The organism is Rhizobium grahamii (assembly GCF_009498215.1).
GTDB lineage: Bacteria > Pseudomonadota > Alphaproteobacteria > Rhizobiales > Rhizobiaceae > Rhizobium > Rhizobium grahamii_A.
In genome coordinates this window covers 2,690,778-2,709,931 of record NZ_CP043498.1, presented here as the reverse complement: position 1 = coordinate 2,709,931, position 19,154 = coordinate 2,690,778, and the positions used below count along the sequence as shown (strand labels likewise).

At 60.9% G+C, this 19,154-nt stretch carries 19 protein-coding genes and 1 pseudogene; 10 read left to right on the top strand and 10 right to left on the bottom strand.

The window, feature by feature from the left end; translation table 11 throughout:
* Positions 1-129: 129 nt before the first annotated feature.
* Entirely contained in the window at positions 130-837 is a 708-nt protein-coding gene (locus tag FZ934_RS13115) for a hypothetical protein (RefSeq protein ID WP_153271420.1), read from the top strand.
* Here FZ934_RS13115 and ggt read toward each other — a convergent pair whose 3' ends face one another.
* The 7 genes from ggt to FZ934_RS13080 form a co-directional block, all read right to left on the bottom strand.
* Complete coding sequence (gene ggt / locus FZ934_RS13110; RefSeq protein WP_246737803.1) at positions 838-2,583, bottom strand: gamma-glutamyltransferase; 1,746 nt, start codon at positions 2,581-2,583, stop codon at positions 838-840.
* 69 nt (positions 2,584-2,652) lie between these two features.
* Positions 2,653-3,708 carry an alpha/beta fold hydrolase gene (locus FZ934_RS13105; RefSeq protein ID WP_153271419.1) on the bottom strand — a complete coding sequence of 352 codons (1,056 nt, stop codon included), beginning with the start codon at positions 3,706-3,708 and terminating at the stop codon, positions 2,653-2,655.
* Between the two features lie 68 nt (positions 3,709-3,776).
* On the bottom strand, positions 3,777-4,394 hold the full coding sequence (locus FZ934_RS13100) for a tetratricopeptide repeat protein (RefSeq protein WP_153271418.1): 618 nt from the start codon (positions 4,392-4,394) through the stop codon (positions 3,777-3,779).
* A 90-nt stretch (positions 4,395-4,484) separates the two neighbouring features.
* On the bottom strand, positions 4,485-4,610 hold the full coding sequence (gene ykgO, locus FZ934_RS13095; RefSeq protein WP_109457334.1) for a type B 50S ribosomal protein L36: 126 nt from the start codon (positions 4,608-4,610) through the stop codon (positions 4,485-4,487).
* Between the two features lie 177 nt (positions 4,611-4,787).
* On the bottom strand, positions 4,788-5,849 hold the full coding sequence (locus FZ934_RS13090) for a 5-(carboxyamino)imidazole ribonucleotide synthase (RefSeq protein ID WP_153271417.1): 1,062 nt from the start codon (positions 5,847-5,849) through the stop codon (positions 4,788-4,790).
* A complete protein-coding gene (gene purE / locus FZ934_RS13085; RefSeq protein ID WP_037069377.1) occupies positions 5,846-6,340 on the bottom strand; it encodes a 5-(carboxyamino)imidazole ribonucleotide mutase in 495 nt (164 codons plus the stop codon). Before purE ends, FZ934_RS13090 begins: the two co-directional genes overlap by 4 nt.
* Before the next feature lie 16 nt (positions 6,341-6,356).
* The gene (locus FZ934_RS13080; protein WP_153271416.1) at positions 6,357-6,560 is read right to left on the bottom strand and encodes a YdcH family protein; all 204 of its coding nucleotides are present in this window, start codon (positions 6,558-6,560) and stop codon (positions 6,357-6,359) included.
* A gap of 229 nt (positions 6,561-6,789) precedes the next feature.
* On the opposite strand from FZ934_RS13080, the gene FZ934_RS13075 reads away from it, so the two are divergent.
* On the top strand, positions 6,790-6,963 hold the full coding sequence (locus tag FZ934_RS13075) for a YdcH family protein (RefSeq protein ID WP_153271415.1): 174 nt from the start codon (positions 6,790-6,792) through the stop codon (positions 6,961-6,963).
* Positions 6,964-7,114: 151 nt separating this feature from the next.
* On the opposite strand, the gene FZ934_RS13070 is transcribed toward FZ934_RS13075, so the two are convergent.
* Together FZ934_RS13070 and FZ934_RS13065 are read right to left on the bottom strand one after the other, a co-directional pair.
* Positions 7,115-7,375: an ArsR/SmtB family transcription factor gene (locus FZ934_RS13070; protein ID WP_056820892.1), complete on the bottom strand. Its 261-nt coding sequence runs from the start codon at positions 7,373-7,375 to the stop codon at positions 7,115-7,117.
* A gap of 69 nt (positions 7,376-7,444) precedes the next feature.
* Positions 7,445-8,209, bottom strand: coding sequence for a sulfite exporter TauE/SafE family protein (locus tag FZ934_RS13065; protein WP_153271414.1), 765 nt, complete (start codon positions 8,207-8,209; stop codon positions 7,445-7,447).
* Between the two features lie 108 nt (positions 8,210-8,317).
* Between FZ934_RS13065 and FZ934_RS13060 the strand changes: the two genes are divergently transcribed.
* Together FZ934_RS13060 and FZ934_RS13055 are read left to right on the top strand one after the other, a co-directional pair.
* Positions 8,318-8,971: a thiamine phosphate synthase gene (locus tag FZ934_RS13060; protein WP_153271413.1), complete on the top strand. Its 654-nt coding sequence runs from the start codon at positions 8,318-8,320 to the stop codon at positions 8,969-8,971.
* Between the two features lie 10 nt (positions 8,972-8,981).
* Positions 8,982-10,064, top strand: a complete 1,083-nt coding sequence (locus tag FZ934_RS13055) for a tetratricopeptide repeat protein (RefSeq protein ID WP_153271412.1) — start codon at positions 8,982-8,984, stop codon at positions 10,062-10,064.
* 12 nt (positions 10,065-10,076) lie between these two features.
* Here FZ934_RS13055 and FZ934_RS13050 read toward each other — a convergent pair whose 3' ends face one another.
* Positions 10,077-11,819 (bottom strand): chemotaxis protein, encoded by a 1,743-nt coding sequence (locus FZ934_RS13050; RefSeq protein ID WP_153271411.1) that lies wholly within the window; start codon positions 11,817-11,819, stop codon positions 10,077-10,079.
* Positions 11,820-12,163: 344 nt separating this feature from the next.
* On the opposite strand from FZ934_RS13050, the pseudogene FZ934_RS28175 reads away from it, so the two are divergent.
* The 6 genes and pseudogenes from FZ934_RS28175 to FZ934_RS13025 all read left to right on the top strand — a co-directional run bounded on the left by FZ934_RS28175 (position 12,164) and on the right by FZ934_RS13025 (position 19,154).
* Positions 12,164-12,492: pseudogene (locus FZ934_RS28175) on the top strand (STAS domain-containing protein).
* Positions 12,489-12,857 (top strand): response regulator, encoded by a 369-nt coding sequence (locus FZ934_RS13045; RefSeq protein ID WP_153271410.1) that lies wholly within the window; start codon positions 12,489-12,491, stop codon positions 12,855-12,857. Before FZ934_RS28175 ends, FZ934_RS13045 begins: the two are co-directional and overlap by 4 nt.
* Entirely contained in the window at positions 12,854-14,896 is a 2,043-nt protein-coding gene (locus FZ934_RS13040) for a chemotaxis protein CheA (protein WP_153271409.1), read from the top strand. Before FZ934_RS13045 ends, FZ934_RS13040 begins: the two co-directional genes overlap by 4 nt.
* Positions 14,893-15,396, top strand: a complete 504-nt coding sequence (locus FZ934_RS13035; protein ID WP_113360713.1) for a chemotaxis protein CheW — start codon at positions 14,893-14,895, stop codon at positions 15,394-15,396. The genes FZ934_RS13040 and FZ934_RS13035 overlap by 4 nt, the downstream gene beginning before the upstream one ends.
* Before the next feature lie 29 nt (positions 15,397-15,425).
* Positions 15,426-17,123 (top strand): methyl-accepting chemotaxis protein, encoded by a 1,698-nt coding sequence (locus FZ934_RS13030; RefSeq protein ID WP_153271408.1) that lies wholly within the window; start codon positions 15,426-15,428, stop codon positions 17,121-17,123.
* Positions 17,124-17,339: 216 nt separating this feature from the next.
* Positions 17,340-19,154, top strand: coding sequence for a methyl-accepting chemotaxis protein (locus FZ934_RS13025; RefSeq protein WP_153271407.1), 1,815 nt, complete (start codon positions 17,340-17,342; stop codon positions 19,152-19,154).

Here is a 19,154-nt window from a genome sequence, read left to right as displayed (position 1 = left end):
ACTGCATCACTATGGCCTTGATCGCAATCGCGGGCGACCCGGATCATGATCGAGGTCTCAAGATCGGATCCCGGTCTTCACCTTGCACGCAATCGCCAGCCGCCGGCCGGCGCGTCCAAGGAGAAGCCGATGACACTGATCCTTTTTATCCCCGCATTCATTCTGACGCTTGCCTCCGCCTTCGCCGGACCGCGCATGGCGGGCGAGACACTCGATATTTCAGCCGTCCGATCCGTCGTCATCAGCGGCGAGGCAAGCGAGGTCAGGCTAACCGCTGATGGCGCAGCGCCTTACAAGGCCAGCACCAGCGCGCGGCGCAACGGCTGGTTCTCGAGCTTTTACTCCAGCTGGTTCTTCAATGGCTGCCGCGATCGAAGCGCGATGCGGATCGAGGGAACGGTCCTGAAGATCGAGGTGATGCAGACGCCGTGGGCGGACCTGTCCGATTGTACGCCGGAGATTTCCGCCAACGTCGCGCCTGGCACCACCGTCCGCATCGACCAGGAGGCGCTGAAGGCGGAATTGGATGGTGATTTCGCCAATGTCGCGATCACCAGCAAGGCCGCCGACATCGCCTTTGACGGCCACGCCGCAGGGATGGACATTCTCGGCACGGCGGTTCGCGCGCATCTGCGCTACGACAGCATCCGGCAGGACGAGACCGTCAACATCACCGCGCAGTCGCTACAGACCGACCTCACCTTCGGAAGGGGCGTGCCGCTGGATTACTCGGTGATCGCCAAGGCGTCCTACGTCGATAGCCTGGAACCGAGCGTACCCGGCGCGAAACCACGCGTCAGCATCAAGGGCGATTATGTCCACGCCCGCATCCGCTGATTAGTATCCGCCGGCGGAGCCCTCGGTGGAACGGCTGTCCATCGCGCCGTAGTAGCGCGCGCCGCCGCCCTTCTCGATATCGGCGAGGCTCTTGCCGCCGACCAGGATGCCAGCGGCCTGTCCCCATTGCGGCGGGCCGCTGCCATCATCGAGCGTATGGCCCATGCCGATCAGCGCCCGGATGGTATCGGGCGAGAGCGCGTAGGGCTCGAGATAGATCTTGTCCGGCTGCCATTGGTGATGGATGCGCGGCGCATTGACCGCCTGGCTGATGTCCATGCCGAAATCGATGACGTTGAGGATCGTCTCGAGCGTGATGGTGATGATGCGCGAGCCGCCGGGGCTGCCGATCACCATGAAGGGCTTGCCGTCCTTGGTGACGATCGTCGGGCTCATCGAGGACAGCGGCGTCTTCTTCGGGGCGATCGCATTGGCTTCGCCCTGCACGAGACCGTAAAGGTTCGGAACGCCAGGCTTCGAGGTGAAGTCGTCCATCTCGTTGTTGAGCAGGATGCCGGTGCCGGGGGCAACGACGGCAGCGCCGAAGTTGCCGTTCAGAGTGTAAGTGACGGCGACGGCATTTCCTTCGTCATCAATGATCGAATAATGCGTGGTCTCGACACTTTCCTTGGCGCCGAGCGGCTTCAGGTTGGCCGAGGTGCCCGACTTGTAAGGATCGATCTTGGCACGGATCGCCTTGGCGTAGCCCTTGTCGAGCAGGGTGGAGACCGGGTTATCGACGAAATCGGGGTCGCCGAGGGCGGCATTGCGATCGACATAGGCATATCGCATCGCCTCGACCATCAGGTGCACCGTTTCGGCCGAGCCGTAGCCGAGGAAGGATAGCGGATAGCCTTCCAGCACGTTGAGGATCTCGCAGATGATGACGCCGCCGGAGGAAGGGGGAGGCGAGGAGATGATGTCGTAGCCGCGGTAATTGCATTCTATCGGCTTCAGCTCCCGCACCGCGTATTGCTCGAAATCCTCCTTGGCGAGAATGCCGCCCTTCGCCTGGCTCGCCTTGACGATCGCCTCGGCCGGCATGCCCCTGTAGAAGGCGTCAGGTCCGTTGTCGGCGATGCTGGAGAGAACGGCGGCAAGGTCGGGCTGCACGAGCTTTTCACCGACGGCGAAAGGCTTGCCCTCCGGCTTCAGAAAGATATTCGCCGCGGCCTCGTCTTTCGCGAGCCGTTTCGCACTGCCGCCGATACTGGCGACGTCTCCCTGTTCCAGCTTGAAGCCTTCTTTGGCATAGCGGATGGCCGGCGCCAGCAGGTCCTGCCGTGACTTGGTGCCGTACTTCTCGCGGGCCATCTCGAAGCCCTTTACGGATCCCGGCACGCCGACCGCAAGGTAACCGTCGAGGCTGGCGCGGGGAACGATATCGCCCTTGGCATCGAGATACATGGTCTTGGTGGCTGCAAGCGGCGCGCGCTCGCGGAAATCGAGGAATGTCGTCCTGCCGTCCTTCAAGCGGATCGTCATGAAACCGCCACCGCCGATGTTGCCGGCGGTCGGGTAGACAACGGCAAGAGCGTAGCCGACGGCGACCGCGGCATCGACGGCATTGCCGCCGTTCTTCAGCACGGAGACGCCGACATCCGTTGCCAGATGCTGCGCCGTGACGACCATCCCATGTTCGGCTTCAACGGGTGCCGGCGAGGCGGCGAACGCTGTTGGAGGAGGTAGCGTCAGGACAAGCCAGCCGGTGACCAGCAATGCAGCAGATTTACGCAGATGGCTCATTCTGATCCCCTCGAGCGATGCGACCCTCTGGATATGGGATCGACGATCTCAGGGGCAATGCGGGGTTCGTCAACAAACTTTCGCTGTCGTGGGCGCTGAGGCGTCTGCGTCGTCCAACTCGCGTGCTGAATTCGTCGTGGCAAGCCGCGCCTCGATTGCCGCCGCGACTGTCGGGAGATCGCGCGGTTTGCCCGCGATCTTTTCGAGTGCGGCAATTGCAAGATCGGTGGCGAGGTAGTCCGGCTTATGGCCGACACCTTTTACAGTGACAAGCTCCGCACCGGCAATGTCCCGGGCGAGGCCCTGGGAGTGGAGATGTTCCCAAACGATGTCGTCGCTATCACCGGTGATGACCACGGTTGGCGCTGTGATCTCGGTGTAGAAGGGTGAGTTCGCCTTGACATAGGCGAGCAGTGCGACGAAGTCGCAGGCATTGTTGTAGAAGGTACTAGGCCGAAGGACGAGTGACGGGCCGGTTCGGCGGATGTAGTCGCTTGGCCTCGGATTGGGCCGAAACACGTTTCGCGTGCCACGCTCGAGGCGTCTTATGCCGAGCGGTACGACGAGCATGTGGTTGAACAGCCAGCCGATCAGCGGAGCCGTTGCGACATGATAGTACCAATCGATGCCGCCGGGCCAAGGGTGCGTTGCCGGCGCAAGGAAGAGCAAGCCTCTCGTCTTTTCTGGATGCCGGACGCCGAAGGCCGCGGCGACCGCGCCGCCAAATGAGTGGCCGACGATGATCGCTTCCTTGATCCCCTTCTGCTCCATCAGTTGCGCTATGGCGTCGGCTTGTCCCGAGGGAAGGGTATTTTCAGGGCCGCCGCGTTCGGAGTAGCCGTGCCCGGGGCGGTCGACGAAGAGCATTTCGGCGCGTCCTCGCAAGGGTGCCAGGAATGCTTCCATCTGGTCGAGCAGGTTGCCGCTTGCCCCATGCACGAAGACCAGCGGGGGAAGATCGGCCGTTGCCGGTCGCTCGATGTGGACCGCATTCATGCGATAGCCGCCGACGTCGGTCAGTTCGCCGATATTGGGGTGAGTGCGCTCGAATTCACGGGCCTTGTAGGCGGAGTAGCCGATCGCAGCGGCAACGGGCGCAAGGAAAGCGGAGAGGATGGCGAACATGGAGGCGACCTGCAACAATATCGGTCAGATCGTACGCACACTCGGCATCACCGGTTCACGGTCGCGCATCAGGTCCGGTTTCCGGCCAGTTTTTCGGAGAGCGTATTCATCTGTTCCTGGGCGGTGCGATTGGCCGGATAGATATCGAGAAACCGTTCCCAGGCCTTCAATGCCAGCTGATCATTGCCGGTGTCGGTGAGGATTGTCGCCATTCCCGAGAGGGCGCCGAAATGGCGGGGCTCGAGATCCAGCACGCGTTCGATGTCGGCCATGGACTTGCGATAATTGCCGTTCGCATAGTTCAGCGTCGCGCGGCGGTTCCAGCTCTCGGCGTAGTTGGGCTTCAGCGCGATCGCCTGATCGAGGAAATCGAGGGCTGCCGGCGTCCGCTTTTCCTCAATGGCCTTGTCTGCCCATTGCATCAGGAGATTGACCGTCGCGCTGCCCGAGTCGTTCCACTCTGTGCGAATTTCGTTGGCAATATTGTCTGCCTTGTCGGCATTGCGCTCGCGCTTCAGCTGCGCGTAGAGCTGGTCAAGATGCTGCTGGGGGGAAAGGTTGGCTTCGGGTTGCTCCTTGATCGTATCCTTTTCCTGCGCGATCACAGGCAAGGTGGTGGGAGCAAGCAGGGCGAGAGCCAGCGGCAACGCCGCAAATGTCATGGCAAAAAAACGCATGGCGGGCATAGTAGCCCGCCAACGCAGAAGATCAAAGCATTTTCACGCTGTCCGCGGCGACTCCGAGTGGATGAGCACGGAGTCAAGCCGGTCGCTAAATCAGCCCTGACGAGCCTTGAAGCGTGGGTTCTGCTTGTTGATGATGTAGATGCGGCCCTTGCGGCGAACCAGGCGGTTGTCACGGTGACGAGCCTTGAGCGACTTGAGCGAATTCTTGATCTTCATTGTTTTGATCCGCGATGTTTAGGGGGAATTCACATTCGCCCGTGTCTATTACAATCAAAAGTGCGCTCAGGGCGCGCTCTTTAGGTTGGGCGTGCAGATAACCCGGCCTCTCGTCTGTGTCAACCACATGAAGGTGTTTTTCACGGGAGAGACGCCGCTTTATACCCTCGAAAGCCGCTATTTTCCAGTCAGTATTGTCACGTGTCCCATCTTGCGGCCGGGCCGGGATTCGGTCTTTCCGTAGAGATGGACGAGCGTATCGGGGCGGCGAAGCCATTCCGGAAGGGCGAGGATATCGTCGCCGATCAGGTTCTGCATGACGCAGTCAGAATGCCGCCCGGCATTTCCGAGCGGAAGCCCGGCTACGGCTCGGATATGCTGCTCGAACTGCGAGATGACGCAGGCTGCTTCCGTCCAGTGTCCGGAATTATGGACGCGAGGCGCCATTTCGTTCGCGACGAGGCTGCCGTCGGCAAGCGCGAAGAATTCGATGCCGATCACGCCCACATATCCGAGGGTGGTCAGAATGGTCTCGGCGGCGCGGCGCGCGGCATCCGCGGTCGGCTGCGAGATGGCGGCCGGAACGGTCGACGTGTGCAGTATGCCGTTGCGGTGAACGTTCTCGGCCGGATCGTAGCAGGCAACCGTCCCGTCCGATGCGCGGGCTGCGATGATCGAGATTTCCCGCTCGAAGGCGACAAAGCTCTCGAGAATGAGGGGAACGGAGCCAAGGCTGGCATAGGCGTCATCGCTGCGGTCGGCGGCGGAGCGGAAAACGCGCTGGCCTTTTCCGTCATAGCCGAGGCGTCGCGTTTTTAGGACGCCCTTGTCGCCGAACGCGGTCAGCGCGGCATCGAGATCTGCCTGACTGTCGATCGCGCGAAAATCGGCGGTCGGGATTCCGCAGTCATTCAGAAAGCGCTTCTCGACGAGCCTGTCCTGTGCGGCTTCCAGTGCCATCGCCGGCGGATAGACGGGCACCGAGCGTGCGAGCACTTCGGCCGCAGACACCGGCACGTTCTCGAATTCGTAAGTCACGACGTCGCAGCGTTTCGCAAGCTCGGCAAGGGCCGCGCTGTCATCATAGGCCGCGACGATCTGGCTGTTGGAAACCTGCGCCGCCGGACAATCAGCCTGCGGCTCTAGAATCACGGTCTGGAAATTGAGGCGCGCGGCAGCCATGGCCAGCATCCGGCCAAGCTGGCCGCCGCCAATGATGCCGATCGTCTTTATGGTCATAGGTCGTCCATCGGGTATTCGGCAACGGCAGCGCTCTGGCGCTCGCGCCACTCGTCGAGCCGGTCGGCGATTTCTTCGTCCGACAACGCAAGGACCGCGGCTGCGAGAAGTGCTGCGTTGATCGCTCCGGCCTTGCCGATCGCCAGCGTGCCGACGGGAATACCACCCGGCATCTGGACGATGGAAAGCAGGCTGTCCTGGCCGGAAAGCGCCTTGGACTGAACGGGAACGCCGAAAACCGGCAGAGGCGTCATGGCGGCTGCCATGCCTGGAAGATGGGCGGCGCCGCCAGCGCCGGCGATGATGACCTTGAAGCCTTCGTCGCGGGCACTCTTTGCAAAATTCACCAGTCGATCCGGCGTGCGATGGGCAGAGATGATGCGTGCATCATAGGGAATTTCCAGCGCCTCCAGCGTGTCGGCGGCGTTCTTCATGGTTTCCCAATCGGATTGGCTGCCCATGATGATGGCAACCGGGGGTCTGTCTGTCATCGTCACGACGTTCCCTTCAGGCGATGATATCAGGAATGATCTGATCTTCGAGCTTCGAGAGCTTATCCTTGATGACCAGCTTCTTCTTCTTCATGCGTTGCACGCGCAGCGCATCGCAGCCGGTGGCAATCATGGCGTTGATGGCGGCATCATAATCTTCGTGCTCCTGGCGCAAGCGCGCTACGATGAGCCTGATTTCAGCCTGTTCCTGATCGGCCATATGCATTCCCCACGATCGTCTTCGGACATTGTCCGGTCTGCCGATGATTTCCGCATGCTCCTATCACCAATTAGCGGTAACGGCTAGTTGGTCTCGATCATGAATTTGCCACGTAGTCTTCATGTTTTCGCCTTCGACAAGCCTTCAAAAATGTGTCACATTCGAAAGGTTGACGCCTTGGATCTCCGGCGGTGTTGGCCGGGGAGAGGTAAGAGGAAGGAAGGGTCAAATGACTGTTCAAGCTCATCTTGAATCACTCCAGAAGAAGCATGGTGCTCTGGAGGACGAGCTTCACTCGCTGATGACATCCCCCGCCAGAGATGACCGTGAGATTGCCGAGTGCAAGCGCAGGAAACTGCGCATCAAGGACGAGATTGAGCGTCTCAAATCATCTGTACATTGAGACAGAGAACGAAACTGCCGGTATGGCTTACACCTAATACAAAAGGAATTTGAAAAGATTTCAATAGTTTGGTGAAGAGCCGTGGCAGATAGCCATTTTTGCGCGCCGGTTGCGAGATATATCGCGGCCGGCGCGTTTTCATCTCCTGATGTCAGGCCCAGAACTGATCCAGCCAGAGATTGAGCTTGTCGAAGCCGCGATTATTGACGGCATAGATGCGCTTCGTGCCGTTTGCCGTTACCGACACGAGGTTGCAGTCCAGCAGTGCTTTCAAATGCTGGGACACGGCCGGGCGGCTGATCGGCAACCCTTCCGCCAACTCGTTCACGGTGCGCGGCGCGCGCCTTAGCTCCTCCAGCAGAAAGCGCCGGTGAGGGTCGGCAATCGCAGTAAAGGGGTCCGTGTTCGACATGCGGGAAAGCTACGTCAAACGTGGCATTTCGGCAAGAAAATTGTGCGGTGCAGCGAAAGTGTGCAATGGCTAGAAGCCGAGGCCTTCCCGAGCGATCAGAACGGCTGCGATCAGGGCCATCGAGTACATGAACGGATAGAAGATCGTCGGCGTCATGCGCTTGACGCACCATGCTCCTGCAATCGTCGCGAGCGGAGCAAAGGGCAGGAGAGTCGCGGAGGTCGCCAGGTTCTGCGTGTCGAGCTGGCCGAGGGCGAAATACGGGACGAGCTTGATGGCATTCAGGATGGCGAAGAAGCGAACGCTGGTTCCGATATATTCGCGCGGGGGAAGCTGCAGCGGCAGCGCATAGATCTGGAATGGCGCTCCGCCCGCATGCGCGACGAAGCTGCCATACCCTGAGAACGTGCCCCATATGGTCGCCAGAAGCGGTCTCTGGCCATGCGGCGGGACGACCCTGCCGGCGCCGGGACCGAAGTTGTTCCAGAAATAGCGCAGGCAGAAAAGAATGGTGACGGCGCCGATCACGACCCGCAAGACGTTTCCGGGAACAAGCGCCGATGTCGCCCAACCGAGCGCGACGCCGAGAACGGCACCCGGCAGCATAATCTTCAGCGTTGTCCAGTCGCCATGCTTGCGCCAGATCACCAGCGATATCATGTCCATGAACACGAGGATCGGCAGGAGGATGGCCGCGGCCTGAACGGGCGAGACGACAAGCGCCAGAAAAGGCAATCCGATCAAGGAGAGGGCGTCGCCCATGCCGCCTTTGGCCAGGCCGACGAGGATGACGGCGGGAACGGCGGCGTAGTAAAATGACAGGTCCATCGGCATGCTTTTGAAAATCCTCCCCTTGCCAGCCCGATCTAACGGAATTACTCACACAAAACGAGTGCAGACCTGCCGGCGAACGGCGGAATCTGCTGCAAACGGAAAGAGTTCATGACCGAACCGGAAAATCGCTGCCGTCTAGTCCTCATCGTTCCCGATGTCGCTGACATTGAAGAGCAGGCAAAGATCGTGGAAGACGCCCTGAAGGGCGGCGACGTCGCGTCGGTGATCGTGCCGCAATACGCCCTGAATGACGGCGACTTCCAGAAACATGCGGAACGGCTTGTTCCTGTCATCCAGGCCGCAGGCGCTGCAGCGCTGATTGCCGGCGACACGCGTGTCATCGGTCGCGCCAAGGCGGACGGCGTGCATATCACAGGTCCGGCGACCGAGATTGCTGAAGCGATCGACCGCTATGCCGACAAGCTGATCGTCGGTGGCGGCAATGCTGCCGATCGCCACCATGCGCTCGAGATCGGCGAGGAGCGGCCGGACTACATCTTCTTCGGCAAGCTGGACGGGGACATCAAGCCGGAAGCGCACCCGAAGAACCTGGCTCTCGCCGAGTGGTGGGCTTCGATGATCGAGATCCCCTGCATCGTGATGGGCGGCACAGACCCGGCGTCGGCGCTGGCCGTTGCCGAGACTGGTGCGGAGTTTGTTGCCCTGCGGCTGGCGGTCTTTGGCGAACCTGCGCGTGCGCCATCCGTTGTTGCCGAGATCAATGCGTTGCTGGACGAAAAAGCGCCACGGTTTGAGGATTGATATCGCCCTCATGACGATAAATGCCCGTTCCTTGCGCCTTTTGCTGCTTTCGGTCGCCGCTTCTTTTGCCGCCTGTGCAGGTGGCGCATCGGCGCAGACGGTCGATAATGTCGTGACGCGACCGCTCTCCGAAGCGCCGGGGGCCTTGAAGACGAGCCGGCCGCAAGCGGACGGAACCGCGCCATCGACAGGTGTCGGTGTTTTCGACCGCATGGGCGCGAAGCTGCCCGATCTTCCGCCCGAGAAAGACTACAAGGGGCCGATCGACGAGGCCTATGGCGCCTATCAGCAGGGCTATTACCTCACGGCCATGGAGAAAGCGCTTCCGCGTGCCCAGTTGGGCGACCCTGCGGCGCAGACGCTGGTCGCTGAAATGCTGTCCGGCGGGCTTGGCGTCAAGCGTGATCCGAAGGCTGCGGCGTTCTGGTACGGCAAGGCTGCCGAGGGTGGCGACGCTGCGGCGATGTTCAAGTATGCGCTGATCCTGATGGAAGGCCGCACCGTAAAGCGCGACAAGGCCAAGGCTGACGAGTACATGCGCAAGGCTGCCGATGCCGGAAATCCGTCGGCGGCGTTCAACTGGGGACAGATCGTGACTGCCGACAATCCCGGCGAAAAGGGGTTGAAAATGGCGCTTCCCTACTACGAAAAGTCCGCCGAGCAGGGGATTGCCGACGCGCAGTATGCGGTGGCGGAGATCTATTCAGCACTTCCCGATCTGCCGGCCGAGAAGAAGAACCTTGCCCGCGAGTGGATGGCGCGCGCCGCCCATGCGGGCTTCGACACGGCCCAGGTCGATCTCGGCGTCTGGATGGTGAACGGCACCAACGGTCCGCGCGATTTCACCAAGGGCTTTCAATGGCTGCGGCTTGCGGCCAATGGCGGCAACGTCGTTGCGCAGAACAAGCTGGCGCATCTCTATATCAATGCGCTCGGCACCAAGCCGGATCCGGTCGAGGCGGCCAAATGGTATGTGCTGTCGCGCCGCGCCGGTCTGCCTGACCCCGCTCTCGAAGACTTCTTCCTCGGTATCAACGACGATCAGCAGAAGGCGGCAATCGATGCCGCCAACAAGTTCCGCCGTACGCGTTGATCCCGCAGATCTCTAGAACAGAGCGTCGGCGAACAGATCCTCGTCCTCGTCGCCTGTCGAAGCGGGAGCCGTTTCAGCCGCTGCTGCCTGGGGCTCTTCGATTGCCGCAATGATGTTGCGGTGGATCGTGCGCTCCTGCGCCATCGTGTAGAGCTTGAAAATCTTGCGATCCAGAGGCGCGATGATCTCCGTCAGATCGGAGATATCGGAAATCTCCGCGCCGGCAACAGTTTCCAGCGCGTCGGCGCACCTGGCGAGGGTATCGCCGAGGTCGCGTTGAAAATCGAGCTTGCCTGCAAGCTGGCCGATCTTGCCGGCGATTTCGCGGCCGTGTTCGGCGAGGGTCTTCAGTTCGCCATCCATCGTGTCCGCAGCGCCGCGGATGTCGGCAACCGCGCTGTCGAGATTTTCGGCGAGACCGCCCGACTTCGCATCGGCGGGCGGCGCGATGTTTGCGGCAGCGGCTTCGAGGGCCGGCAGGCCGTTGACGATCGCATCGGCGGATTCGTCGAGCCGTCCCGCAAAGATGCGCAATTCGGCAGTCACGACATTGATGGACTTGCCTTCCTCGCCGAGACGGCTGCAGCGCAGATTGGTGTTCAGCGCCATGTAGTTGATGTCGGTCTTGACCTTGCGGATATTGTCGATCGATTGGAGCAGGCTGGCGGCGGTGCCGAGCGTCGACTGGCTGACCTGGTCCGCCTGGCGCGTTGCCGTATCCACCTGCTTGACGATCTCGTGCGCTGCGGAAACGCTGGTTTCCAAGGCGCGCATGAAATTGGATTCGCCGTTGCCCATCATCTGGTCGCGCAGCCGCAGGATCTCATGGGTGTCGTGGCTGAAGCTCGTGATGGTCTTCACGACGCTTTGCGAGTCGCGGTGGAAATCCTGGACCATCTCGTTCATCTGCGCTGCCGTCAGATGATTGATGACGCATTCGAGGCGCCGGCGGGCGTCGGCATTGAGGCAGTTGCCCTCCGGGCCGCTCAGGAATTCTTCCAGCAGCGAAAACGTGCTCTGGACATGCTCGATGCGCTGGCGCGTAATGTCGCCGATCTGCAGCGCCGAAAGGGTCGAGGCCACCTTGCCCTGGATGCCGCGAGCGATGGCGGAGACGTCGCGTGCAATTGCCGCAAGGTGCTGACGATGCTCGGAAATCTTGCGCGCGTCGCCCTGCAGCGCGCCGGCAACTTCGGGCACGGTATCCGAATAGTTCTTTGCCATGTTGGCGCCGAAGGCCAGCGCCAGTTTGACTTCCTTTTCGAGGCGGTCGAGATGGCCGGCGAAACTGTTGACTTCCTCGGTGCCGGAGTAGATCCGCTCGAGGATTTCCTGCGCGAAGCCTGCGAATTCAGGCAGGCCGGCGCCGGTGATCTTCACCGTCACGGCAAATGTCCGCAAATAGCGCATCGTCTCCTGCATGTCCGCGACATGCTTGCGGAGCGAATGGCTGCTGTCGGCGAGGGCAGAGAGCGCGCCGTGACGTGCCCGTTCGGCTTCCGGCAATTCCGTCAGGTTCTTCACCGTTGTACGCAGGTCCGCGCCGGCATCACTGCCTTCGCTGGCGTTCAATGCACTGGTGACGCTGTCGAGCGAGTTCAACAGCTGGTTGAGGCCGTCCATGACGGACAGCAGCACCGATCCACCTTCGAGAAAACGTTCCTCGACCTGGATACGTGCCGCTTCCAACGTGTCGCTGACGCCTGATCCGGAGATCTCGAATGCGCCTATTGCCGATGCCGCCCCGTTTGTCACTTTATTTCCTTTACCTATAAGTCTGGCAGGTTGGGGACTATTTCTACGGGAGTGGATGGAAACGGGAGGTAAACATTCCGGACTCGCCTGCGTTGTGATTAACGGAGCATGAAAAAGCACCCGCACATGGCCATCCGACGCGTGTCTCTTGAATCAAGATATTGGTTTTAAATCGCTTTTTATAAGTTGAGCGACGTTCACTATAATTTCTCCCGGGTGAGAATTCAGGGAGTCCAGACTCGTCTTAATTGCATTCCTGTACAACCGGACTTTACTCCCCGTTAAGCCTATCGTGAGATTCGTTTTTGGGTCGAAAAAGTATTTCTCCGTCCCAGGAGGCCGAATTGAGTGCCAGTGGCCAGTATAGGCAACATATTTCTCTGCCTGACATCCTAAGCATTAGGAATATCTCAGAGTTGAGCCAGAAAATTACTGAATCATTTCAAAGTAATGATTCCGTTTTTCTTGATATAGGCGAAAACGCAGAAGCAGATCTGAGTTTCGTTCAGCTTGTCGAATCCGCGCGTCGGTTCGCCAAAGCGAGCGGAAAGACGATCGCGCTCGCTTCCCCCGCGGGGGACACGTCCTGAAAGTTCTCGAACGCGCGGGCTTCGTGGAAGCCTTCAATCGCGAAGACGCACAGTTCTGGTTGCATAAAGAGGTCATGCCATGAGCGCCAATATTCTGACTGTCGATGACTCGGCAAGTATCCGTCTGACCACCAAGGTCACGTTGGGCAATGCCGGCTATACGGTAACGGAGGCGGTCAACGGCGCCGAAGGTCTTGCGACGGCAAAGTCCGCGCATTTCGACCTGATCGTTACCGACCTCAACATGCCTGTTATGGACGGCCTGACGATGATCGAGGAGCTGCGCAAGCTCCCGACCCATACGGGCGTGCCGATCATCTTCCTGACCACGGAGTCGGATGCCGACCTCAAGGCGCGCGCAAAGGCGGCGGGCGCAACCGGCTGGCTGACGAAGCCGTTCGATCCTGAAAATCTGGTGAAAATCGTCAAGAAGGTTCTCGGCAGATGAGTTCTCTCGACCCGGTAGCCGTGTTTCGCACCGAGGCTGCGGAATGCCTCGAAACGATCGAGGCAGGTCTCCTCGACCTTACGCATCAGCTCGACGACAAGGACCTGGTCGACGCGGTATTTCGCGGCCTCCATACGCTGAAGGGCTCGGGCTCCATGTTCGGGTTCGATGCGCTTGCCGCATTTACCCATCATTGCGAAACGGCATTTGATCGCGTTCGCAAGGGCGAAGTGCCGGCGACGGCGGAACTGGTCGCGGCCGTGCTTGCCGCGCAGGACCATATGCGTGCGCTGGTCGACCGGCCCGATGCCGATCACGGCGATACCGGGCACAAGCTTCTGGCTCAGCTGCAGGCAGCCGTCGGTGACAACGCCCAGGCGCCTGCCGTTGCGGCAGTCGCCGCACCCGTTGCTGCCGCACCGGCAAAAAAGACGACGACATGGCGGATTCGCTTCGGCCTGCCGTCGAACGCGATGGCGAACGGAACCAACCCATTGGGTCTGCTCGACGAACTGCGCGATCTCGGCGAATGCAGCATTCGTGCGAATACGGCGGCCATTCCTGCACTCGACGAACTTGTTCCCACCGAGCTCTATGTCTCCTGGGACGTGCTGCTGACCAGCGAACAGGATCGCTCGGCGATCGATGATGTCTTCATCTTCGTGATGGACGACATGGAACTCGACGTACAGGAAATCGCTGCTCCATCCGCGCAGGCCGCTGAACCGGCTGCGCCTGTTGTTGCCGCCCCCGCTGCGGCTCTGCCCGTCGCACCGCCGGTTTCAAAGCCGGAGTTCAAGCCGGTCGAAGCCGTTCCCGCCAGGAAGGAAGCGGCTGCGGTCGCCGATCACCGCCAGGCAAAGGCAACCGAAAACGTCCGCGTTCCGGCTGAACGGCTGGACGAGCTGATGGATCGCGTCGGCGAACTCGTCATTGCACAGTCACGCCTGAGCCAGTTGGCGAGCGCCAGCACGGATATCGCCCTTCGCTCTGTTTCGGAAGAAATCGAACGCCTTTCAGGTGAATTGCGCGACACGATGATGGTGCTCCGCATGGTGCCGGTCGCGACGCTGTTCTCGCGCTTCCGCCGCCTCGTGCATGATCTCGCCCGCGAAACCGGCAAGGTCATCGAGCTGGTGACCGAAGGCGAAAGCACCGAGGTCGACAAGACCGTGATCGAGCGGCTCGCCGATCCGCTGGTGCATCTCGTGCGCAACTCCATCGACCACGGGCTTGAGACACCTGAGGATCGCTTGGCTGCAGGCAAGCTCGAAGCCGGTACCGTGACGCTTTCGGCCCGACAGGCGGGTGGCGAGGTGATCATCTCGATCAAGGATGATGGCCGCGGCATCAACCGGGAGCGGGTCCGTGCCAAGGCGGAATCGTCTGGTCTGATCGCGCCCGGTCAGCCGCTGTCCGACTCCGAGCTGCTGCAACTGATCTTTGCGCCGGGTTTTTCGACCGCCGCGCAGATTACCAATCTCTCCGGCCGCGGCGTCGGCATGGATGTGGTGAAGAAGACCGTCGAGGCCCTTCGTGGCGCTATCGATATCGAAAGTGTTCCAGGGGAAGGTTCAGAGGTTTCCCTGCGCATTCCGCTGACGCTCGCCATCATCGATGGCCTGCTCGTTCGTGTCGGTTCCGGCCGGTACGTCATCCCGCTCTCCGCGGTGGAGGAATGCCTGGAGCTCTCGCTGGAAGAAGACCTGCGTTCGCGCGGCCGCAGCTTCATCTCGCTGCGCGACAGCCTGGTTCCGTTCCTGCGTCTGCGGGATCTCTTCCGGACCGGCACCAAGCCTGATGTGCACCAGAAGGTCGTCGTCATCTCGACGGGCACCGAGCGTGTCGGCCTCGTCGTCGATCAGATCATCGGTGACCACCAGACGGTCATCAAATCGATGTCGAAGCTGCACAACGACGTCGCGACCTTCTCCGGCGCGACCATTCTCGGCGACGGCAGCGTCGCTCTCATTCTCGACGTCGGCCATCTCGTGGCGGCCGGTCAGCAACAGGAAACACAGATGCGGGTGGCAGGATGAGCGCGGTAGCTGAAAGACTGGATCACCATTGGGACTATGCCGACGAAGTCGAGGTCCTGACCTTCGACATGAACGGCGAGACCTTCGCGCTGGAAGCCGTCATCGTCCAGGAAATCCTTGACCTGCTGCCTGAAACGGCGGTCCCCGGTGCACAGCCATTTGTCGCCAGCGTCATCAATTTCCGCGGCAAGGTCATTCCGCTTGCCGATCTGCGGCTTGCCTTCGGCATGGAAGCCACCGAGGCGACCATCGACAGCCGCATCATCGTGATCGAGATCGATCTCGAGGGTGAAGCGACACTCGTTGGACTGCGTACCGACAAGGTCAATGAAGTGACGACGCTCTCCAAGACGGCGAGCGAGCCACCACCAAGCGTCGGCATGCGCTGGCGAGCCGACTACATCAACTGCCTCGTCAAGCGGGGGGGAGAATTCATTATTCTTCCCAATCTGCGCGAGATTTTTTCAGCACGTCACGAAGCGTCGGGTTCCGCCACCTGAGAGGCTTCATCGAGTAAAAGGGGTTAACAATGCGACTGACAATCAAGACGAAGCTGGTGGCAGCCTTCAGCTTCATCATACTGATGCTGATCGGAACGTCTGCCTATTCGATCATAAGCCTGAGCGGCTTGAATGACTCTATCGGTGCGGTTCTGGCCGGGCCTGCAGCCCGCCTCGAACTTGCACAGGAAATCAACATCGGTCAGTTGCAGGCGATCCGCCAGCAGAAGAACTTGCTGATGGCCAAGGATGCGCAGGAAATGGACGGCGCCATCACCAAGGGTGACGCCGGACGCAAGGAATTCGCGGAATCGCTCGCAGCTGTTCTGAAGATCGCGACGGAGCAGGGCAAACCGCGCTGGGAGAAGATCGGGGAACTCTCGAAGAGGTTCTTCGAGGCTGACGACCAGATCCGCGCCATGATGAAGGCCGGTAACACGGAAGGTGCCGCCAACATCTCCGTCACCACGGCTCGCGCAGCGGCAAACGAAATCGACACGACACTTGCTGAAATTCTCAAGCTTGAGAAAGACCGCATGGACACGGCCGATGACGATGCCGAGGCAAGCTACCAGGCAACCCGCCTGACCATGATCATCTCGGTCGGTATTGCTTTCCTCTTCGCCGCCGTAACCGCGTTCTGGATTGCGAACAGCATCTCCAAGGGGCTTTCGCGTGCGAACGCCGCCGTTCGGGACGTCGCTGAAGGCGATCTGACGAAGACGGCCGAGATCACCAATCGCGACGAGATCGGCGAACTGCTCGGCAATGTTAATGTCATGATCGAGCGCCTTCGCGGTGTCGTTGCCGATGCGCTTTCCGCCGCCGAGAACGTCTCTGCCGGCAGCCAGGAACTCTCCGCCAGCTCGGAGCAGGTCTCGCAGGGTGCAACGGAGCAGGCTGCCTCGGCTGAAGAAGCGTCCGCCTCGATGGAAGAGATGGCCGCCAACATCAAGCAGAACGCCGACAACGCCGCGCAGACGGAAAAGATCGCTCGCCAGTCCGCCAAGGATGCCGAGGAGAGCGGTGCTGCCGTGACCCGCGCGGTCGACGCCATGCGCACGATCGCCGAGAAGATCAGCATCGTCCAGGAAATTGCTCGTCAGACCGATCTGCTGGCTCTGAACGCCGCCGTCGAAGCTGCTCGTGCCGGTGAACATGGCAAGGGCTTTGCGGTCGTCGCTTCGGAAGTGCGCAAGCTCGCCGAACGCAGCCAGTCGGCTGCCGCCGAGATCAGCGCCATGTCGAGCGATACGGTGAAGGCAGCAAGCGATGCCGGCGATATGCTCGGTCGTCTGGTGCCGGATATCCGCAAGACCGCCGAACTGGTTTCCGAGATCAGCGCCGCCTGCCGCGAGCAGGACATCGGTGCCTCGCAGATCAACGAAGCGATCCAGCAGCTCGACAAGGTGACCCAGCAGAACGCCGGCGCCTCGGAAGAGATGTCGGCGACCTCGGAAGAACTGGCGGCGCAGGCCGAAGAGCTGCAGGCGTCGATCGCCTTCTTCAAGGTCGATACCGCCGGAGCCAAGGTCAGCGCCCGCAAGCCTGCGAAGTCCACGGCAAAGCCCGCCGCAACGGTCGTACGCCGGGCACCGGTCGCCTCGACCAGCAATCACGGGCGCGGCAGCGTCGCTGCTCAGCAGGCCCGCGCCAAAGGTTTTGCTCTCGACATGTCGATGGGTGGCCCCGATGCGGGCGACGACGACTTCCGCGAGAGCGCCTAATAACGAACAGGGTCGTGGCCAGGCGACTGGCCGCGACTCATGGATGCCAACGTATGTCAACGTTGGAGGCGTGGCTGGCACCGCCATCCACTCACGCAAGAGTAGATGTAAGGCTCTTTTTTCCTCCCGATTCCACGTTCGGCCGGTGCTTGGCATTCGGACGTTCATCCTCCCCGGCAATTCTGCCGAAGCATTCCCAGTCTCTGGAGTCTACTCATGCGCCTAACAATCAAGCTAAAGCTTGCGTTGGTTTTTGCCGCCGTCATCCTGCTCAGCGGAACGATGGCGGGCCTCGCAATCTACAATCTCTCCTCGTTGAACTCGGCTATTACCGAAATGGTCGACGAACCGATCGCCGACCTCAAGAACGTCGTCTCGCTCAGCGAGATGTTCAACGGCACGGTTCGTGCCGAAAAGAATGCGATCCTGAACACAGAGCCGAGCGAAATCGCCGACTTCGTAAAGTCGCTCCTCAGCCGGCAGGCCGATATCCAGGCGCTGACCGAGAAGCTTGCGGGATCTGCCGATCCTGACGTGCGCAACCAGGCAGCGCAGTTCAAGTCGCTCTATGAGCAGTATGCGCCGATCCAGAAGCAGATCGCCGATCTTGCAACGCAGAACACGACGGAATCGAACGCCCATGCGACCTCGCTGACGATGCACGAAGGCCGTGATGTCATGAACAAGGCGCTCAAGGTCATGGAAGACATGACCGAGACGATCTCCGGGAATGTCCAGGAGACCGACCAGGCAACCGACGTTCAGTACGCCAACTCGCGCTTCATCCTCGTTTCCATGACCATCGTGCTGATCGTCTTCTCGCTCGGCTGCGCGACCTGGATTTCGCTCAACATTTCCCGCGGTCTGAAGCGTGCCGTCAATCTTGCCGACGCCGTTGCCATCGGTGACCTCGATCAGAACATCGAACACAAGAGCAACGATGAAATCCGCGATCTCGTCAACGCGATGTCGACGATGACCGGCAACCTGCGCATCACCGCCGGTATCGCCAACCAGATCTCCAACGGCGATCTGACGGTTTCGCCGAAGCCGCTCTCCGACAAGGACACGCTCGGCCTCGCGCTGGAGCAGATGGTCGAACGTCTTCGCGGCGTCGTTGCCGATGCGCTTTCGGCCGCCGAGAACGTCTCTGCCGGTAGCCAGGAGCTTTCCGCTAGCTCGGAGCAGGTCTCGCAGGGTGCAACGGAGCAGGCTGCCTCGGCTGAAGAAGCGTCTGCCGCGATGGAGGAAATGGCTTCCAACATCAAGCAGAACGCCGACAACGCCGCACAGACGGAAAAGATCGCGCGCCAGTCCGCCAAGGATGCAGAGGCAAGCGGCGAAGCCGTTTCCCGCGCGGTCGACGCCATGCGCACGATCGCCGAGAAGATCAGCATCGTCCAGGAAATTGCTCGTCAGACCGATCTGCTGGCTCTGAACGCTGCCGTCGAAGCCGCTCGTGCCGGTGAACATGGCAAGGGCTTTGCGGTCGTTGCCTCGGAAGTCCGCAAGCTGGCTGAACGTAGCCAGTCGGCTGCCGCCGAGATCAGCGCCATGTCGGGCGATACCGTCAAGGCAGCAAGCGATGCCGGCGACATGCTCGGCCGCCTCGTTCCGGATATCCGCAAGACCGCGGAACTGGTTTCCGAGATCAGCGCGGCCTGCCGCGAGCAGGACATCGGTGCCTCGCAGATCAACGAAGCGATCCAGCAGCTTGACAAGGTGACCCAGCAGAACGCCGGTGCCTCGGAAGAGATGTCGGCGACCTCGGAAGAACTGGCAAGCCAGGCCGAGGAGCTGCAGACGTCGATCGCCTTCTTCAAGGTCGACATGGCAGGCAGCCGTGCAAGCCGCAGCCCTGCAGCACGCGTCAGCGTTCGCAGTCCGGCTCCCGCCGCGCGCAAGCCGGCAAGCAAGGCACCGGCTGCGAACACGGTTTCGGTTCAGCAGGCCCGGGCAAAGGGCTTTGCACTTGATCTGGCCATGGGCGGTCCTGACGACAGCGACGCCGATTTCAAGGAAAGCGCATAA

Bases quoted from the DNA above. Each gene is read 5' to 3' on its own strand.
- FZ934_RS13115 (WP_153271420.1), top strand. From the start codon at position 130: ATGACACTGATCCTTTTTATCCCCGCATTCATTCTGACGCTTGCCTCC.
- ggt (WP_246737803.1), bottom strand. From the start codon at position 2,583: ATGAGCCATCTGCGTAAATCTGCTGCATTGCTGGTCACCGGCTGGCTT.
- FZ934_RS13105 (WP_153271419.1), bottom strand. From the start codon at position 3,708: ATGTTCGCCATCCTCTCCGCTTTCCTTGCGCCCGTTGCCGCTGCGATC.
- FZ934_RS13100 (WP_153271418.1), bottom strand. From the start codon at position 4,394: ATGCCCGCCATGCGTTTTTTTGCCATGACATTTGCGGCGTTGCCGCTG.
- ykgO (WP_109457334.1), bottom strand. From the start codon at position 4,610: ATGAAGATCAAGAATTCGCTCAAGTCGCTCAAGGCTCGTCACCGTGAC.
- FZ934_RS13090 (WP_153271417.1), bottom strand. From the start codon at position 5,849: ATGACCATAAAGACGATCGGCATCATTGGCGGCGGCCAGCTTGGCCGG.
- purE (WP_037069377.1), bottom strand. From the start codon at position 6,340: ATGACAGACAGACCCCCGGTTGCCATCATCATGGGCAGCCAATCCGAT.
- FZ934_RS13080 (WP_153271416.1), bottom strand. From the start codon at position 6,560: ATGGCCGATCAGGAACAGGCTGAAATCAGGCTCATCGTAGCGCGCTTG.
- FZ934_RS13075 (WP_153271415.1), top strand. From the start codon at position 6,790: ATGACTGTTCAAGCTCATCTTGAATCACTCCAGAAGAAGCATGGTGCT.
- FZ934_RS13070 (WP_056820892.1), bottom strand. From the start codon at position 7,375: ATGTCGAACACGGACCCCTTTACTGCGATTGCCGACCCTCACCGGCGC.
- FZ934_RS13065 (WP_153271414.1), bottom strand. From the start codon at position 8,209: ATGCCGATGGACCTGTCATTTTACTACGCCGCCGTTCCCGCCGTCATC.
- FZ934_RS13060 (WP_153271413.1), top strand. From the start codon at position 8,318: ATGACCGAACCGGAAAATCGCTGCCGTCTAGTCCTCATCGTTCCCGAT.
- FZ934_RS13055 (WP_153271412.1), top strand. From the start codon at position 8,982: ATGACGATAAATGCCCGTTCCTTGCGCCTTTTGCTGCTTTCGGTCGCC.
- FZ934_RS13045 (WP_153271410.1), top strand. From the start codon at position 12,489: ATGAGCGCCAATATTCTGACTGTCGATGACTCGGCAAGTATCCGTCTG.
- FZ934_RS13040 (WP_153271409.1), top strand. From the start codon at position 12,854: ATGAGTTCTCTCGACCCGGTAGCCGTGTTTCGCACCGAGGCTGCGGAA.
- FZ934_RS13035 (WP_113360713.1), top strand. From the start codon at position 14,893: ATGAGCGCGGTAGCTGAAAGACTGGATCACCATTGGGACTATGCCGAC.
- FZ934_RS13030 (WP_153271408.1), top strand. From the start codon at position 15,426: ATGCGACTGACAATCAAGACGAAGCTGGTGGCAGCCTTCAGCTTCATC.
- FZ934_RS13025 (WP_153271407.1), top strand. From the start codon at position 17,340: ATGCGCCTAACAATCAAGCTAAAGCTTGCGTTGGTTTTTGCCGCCGTC.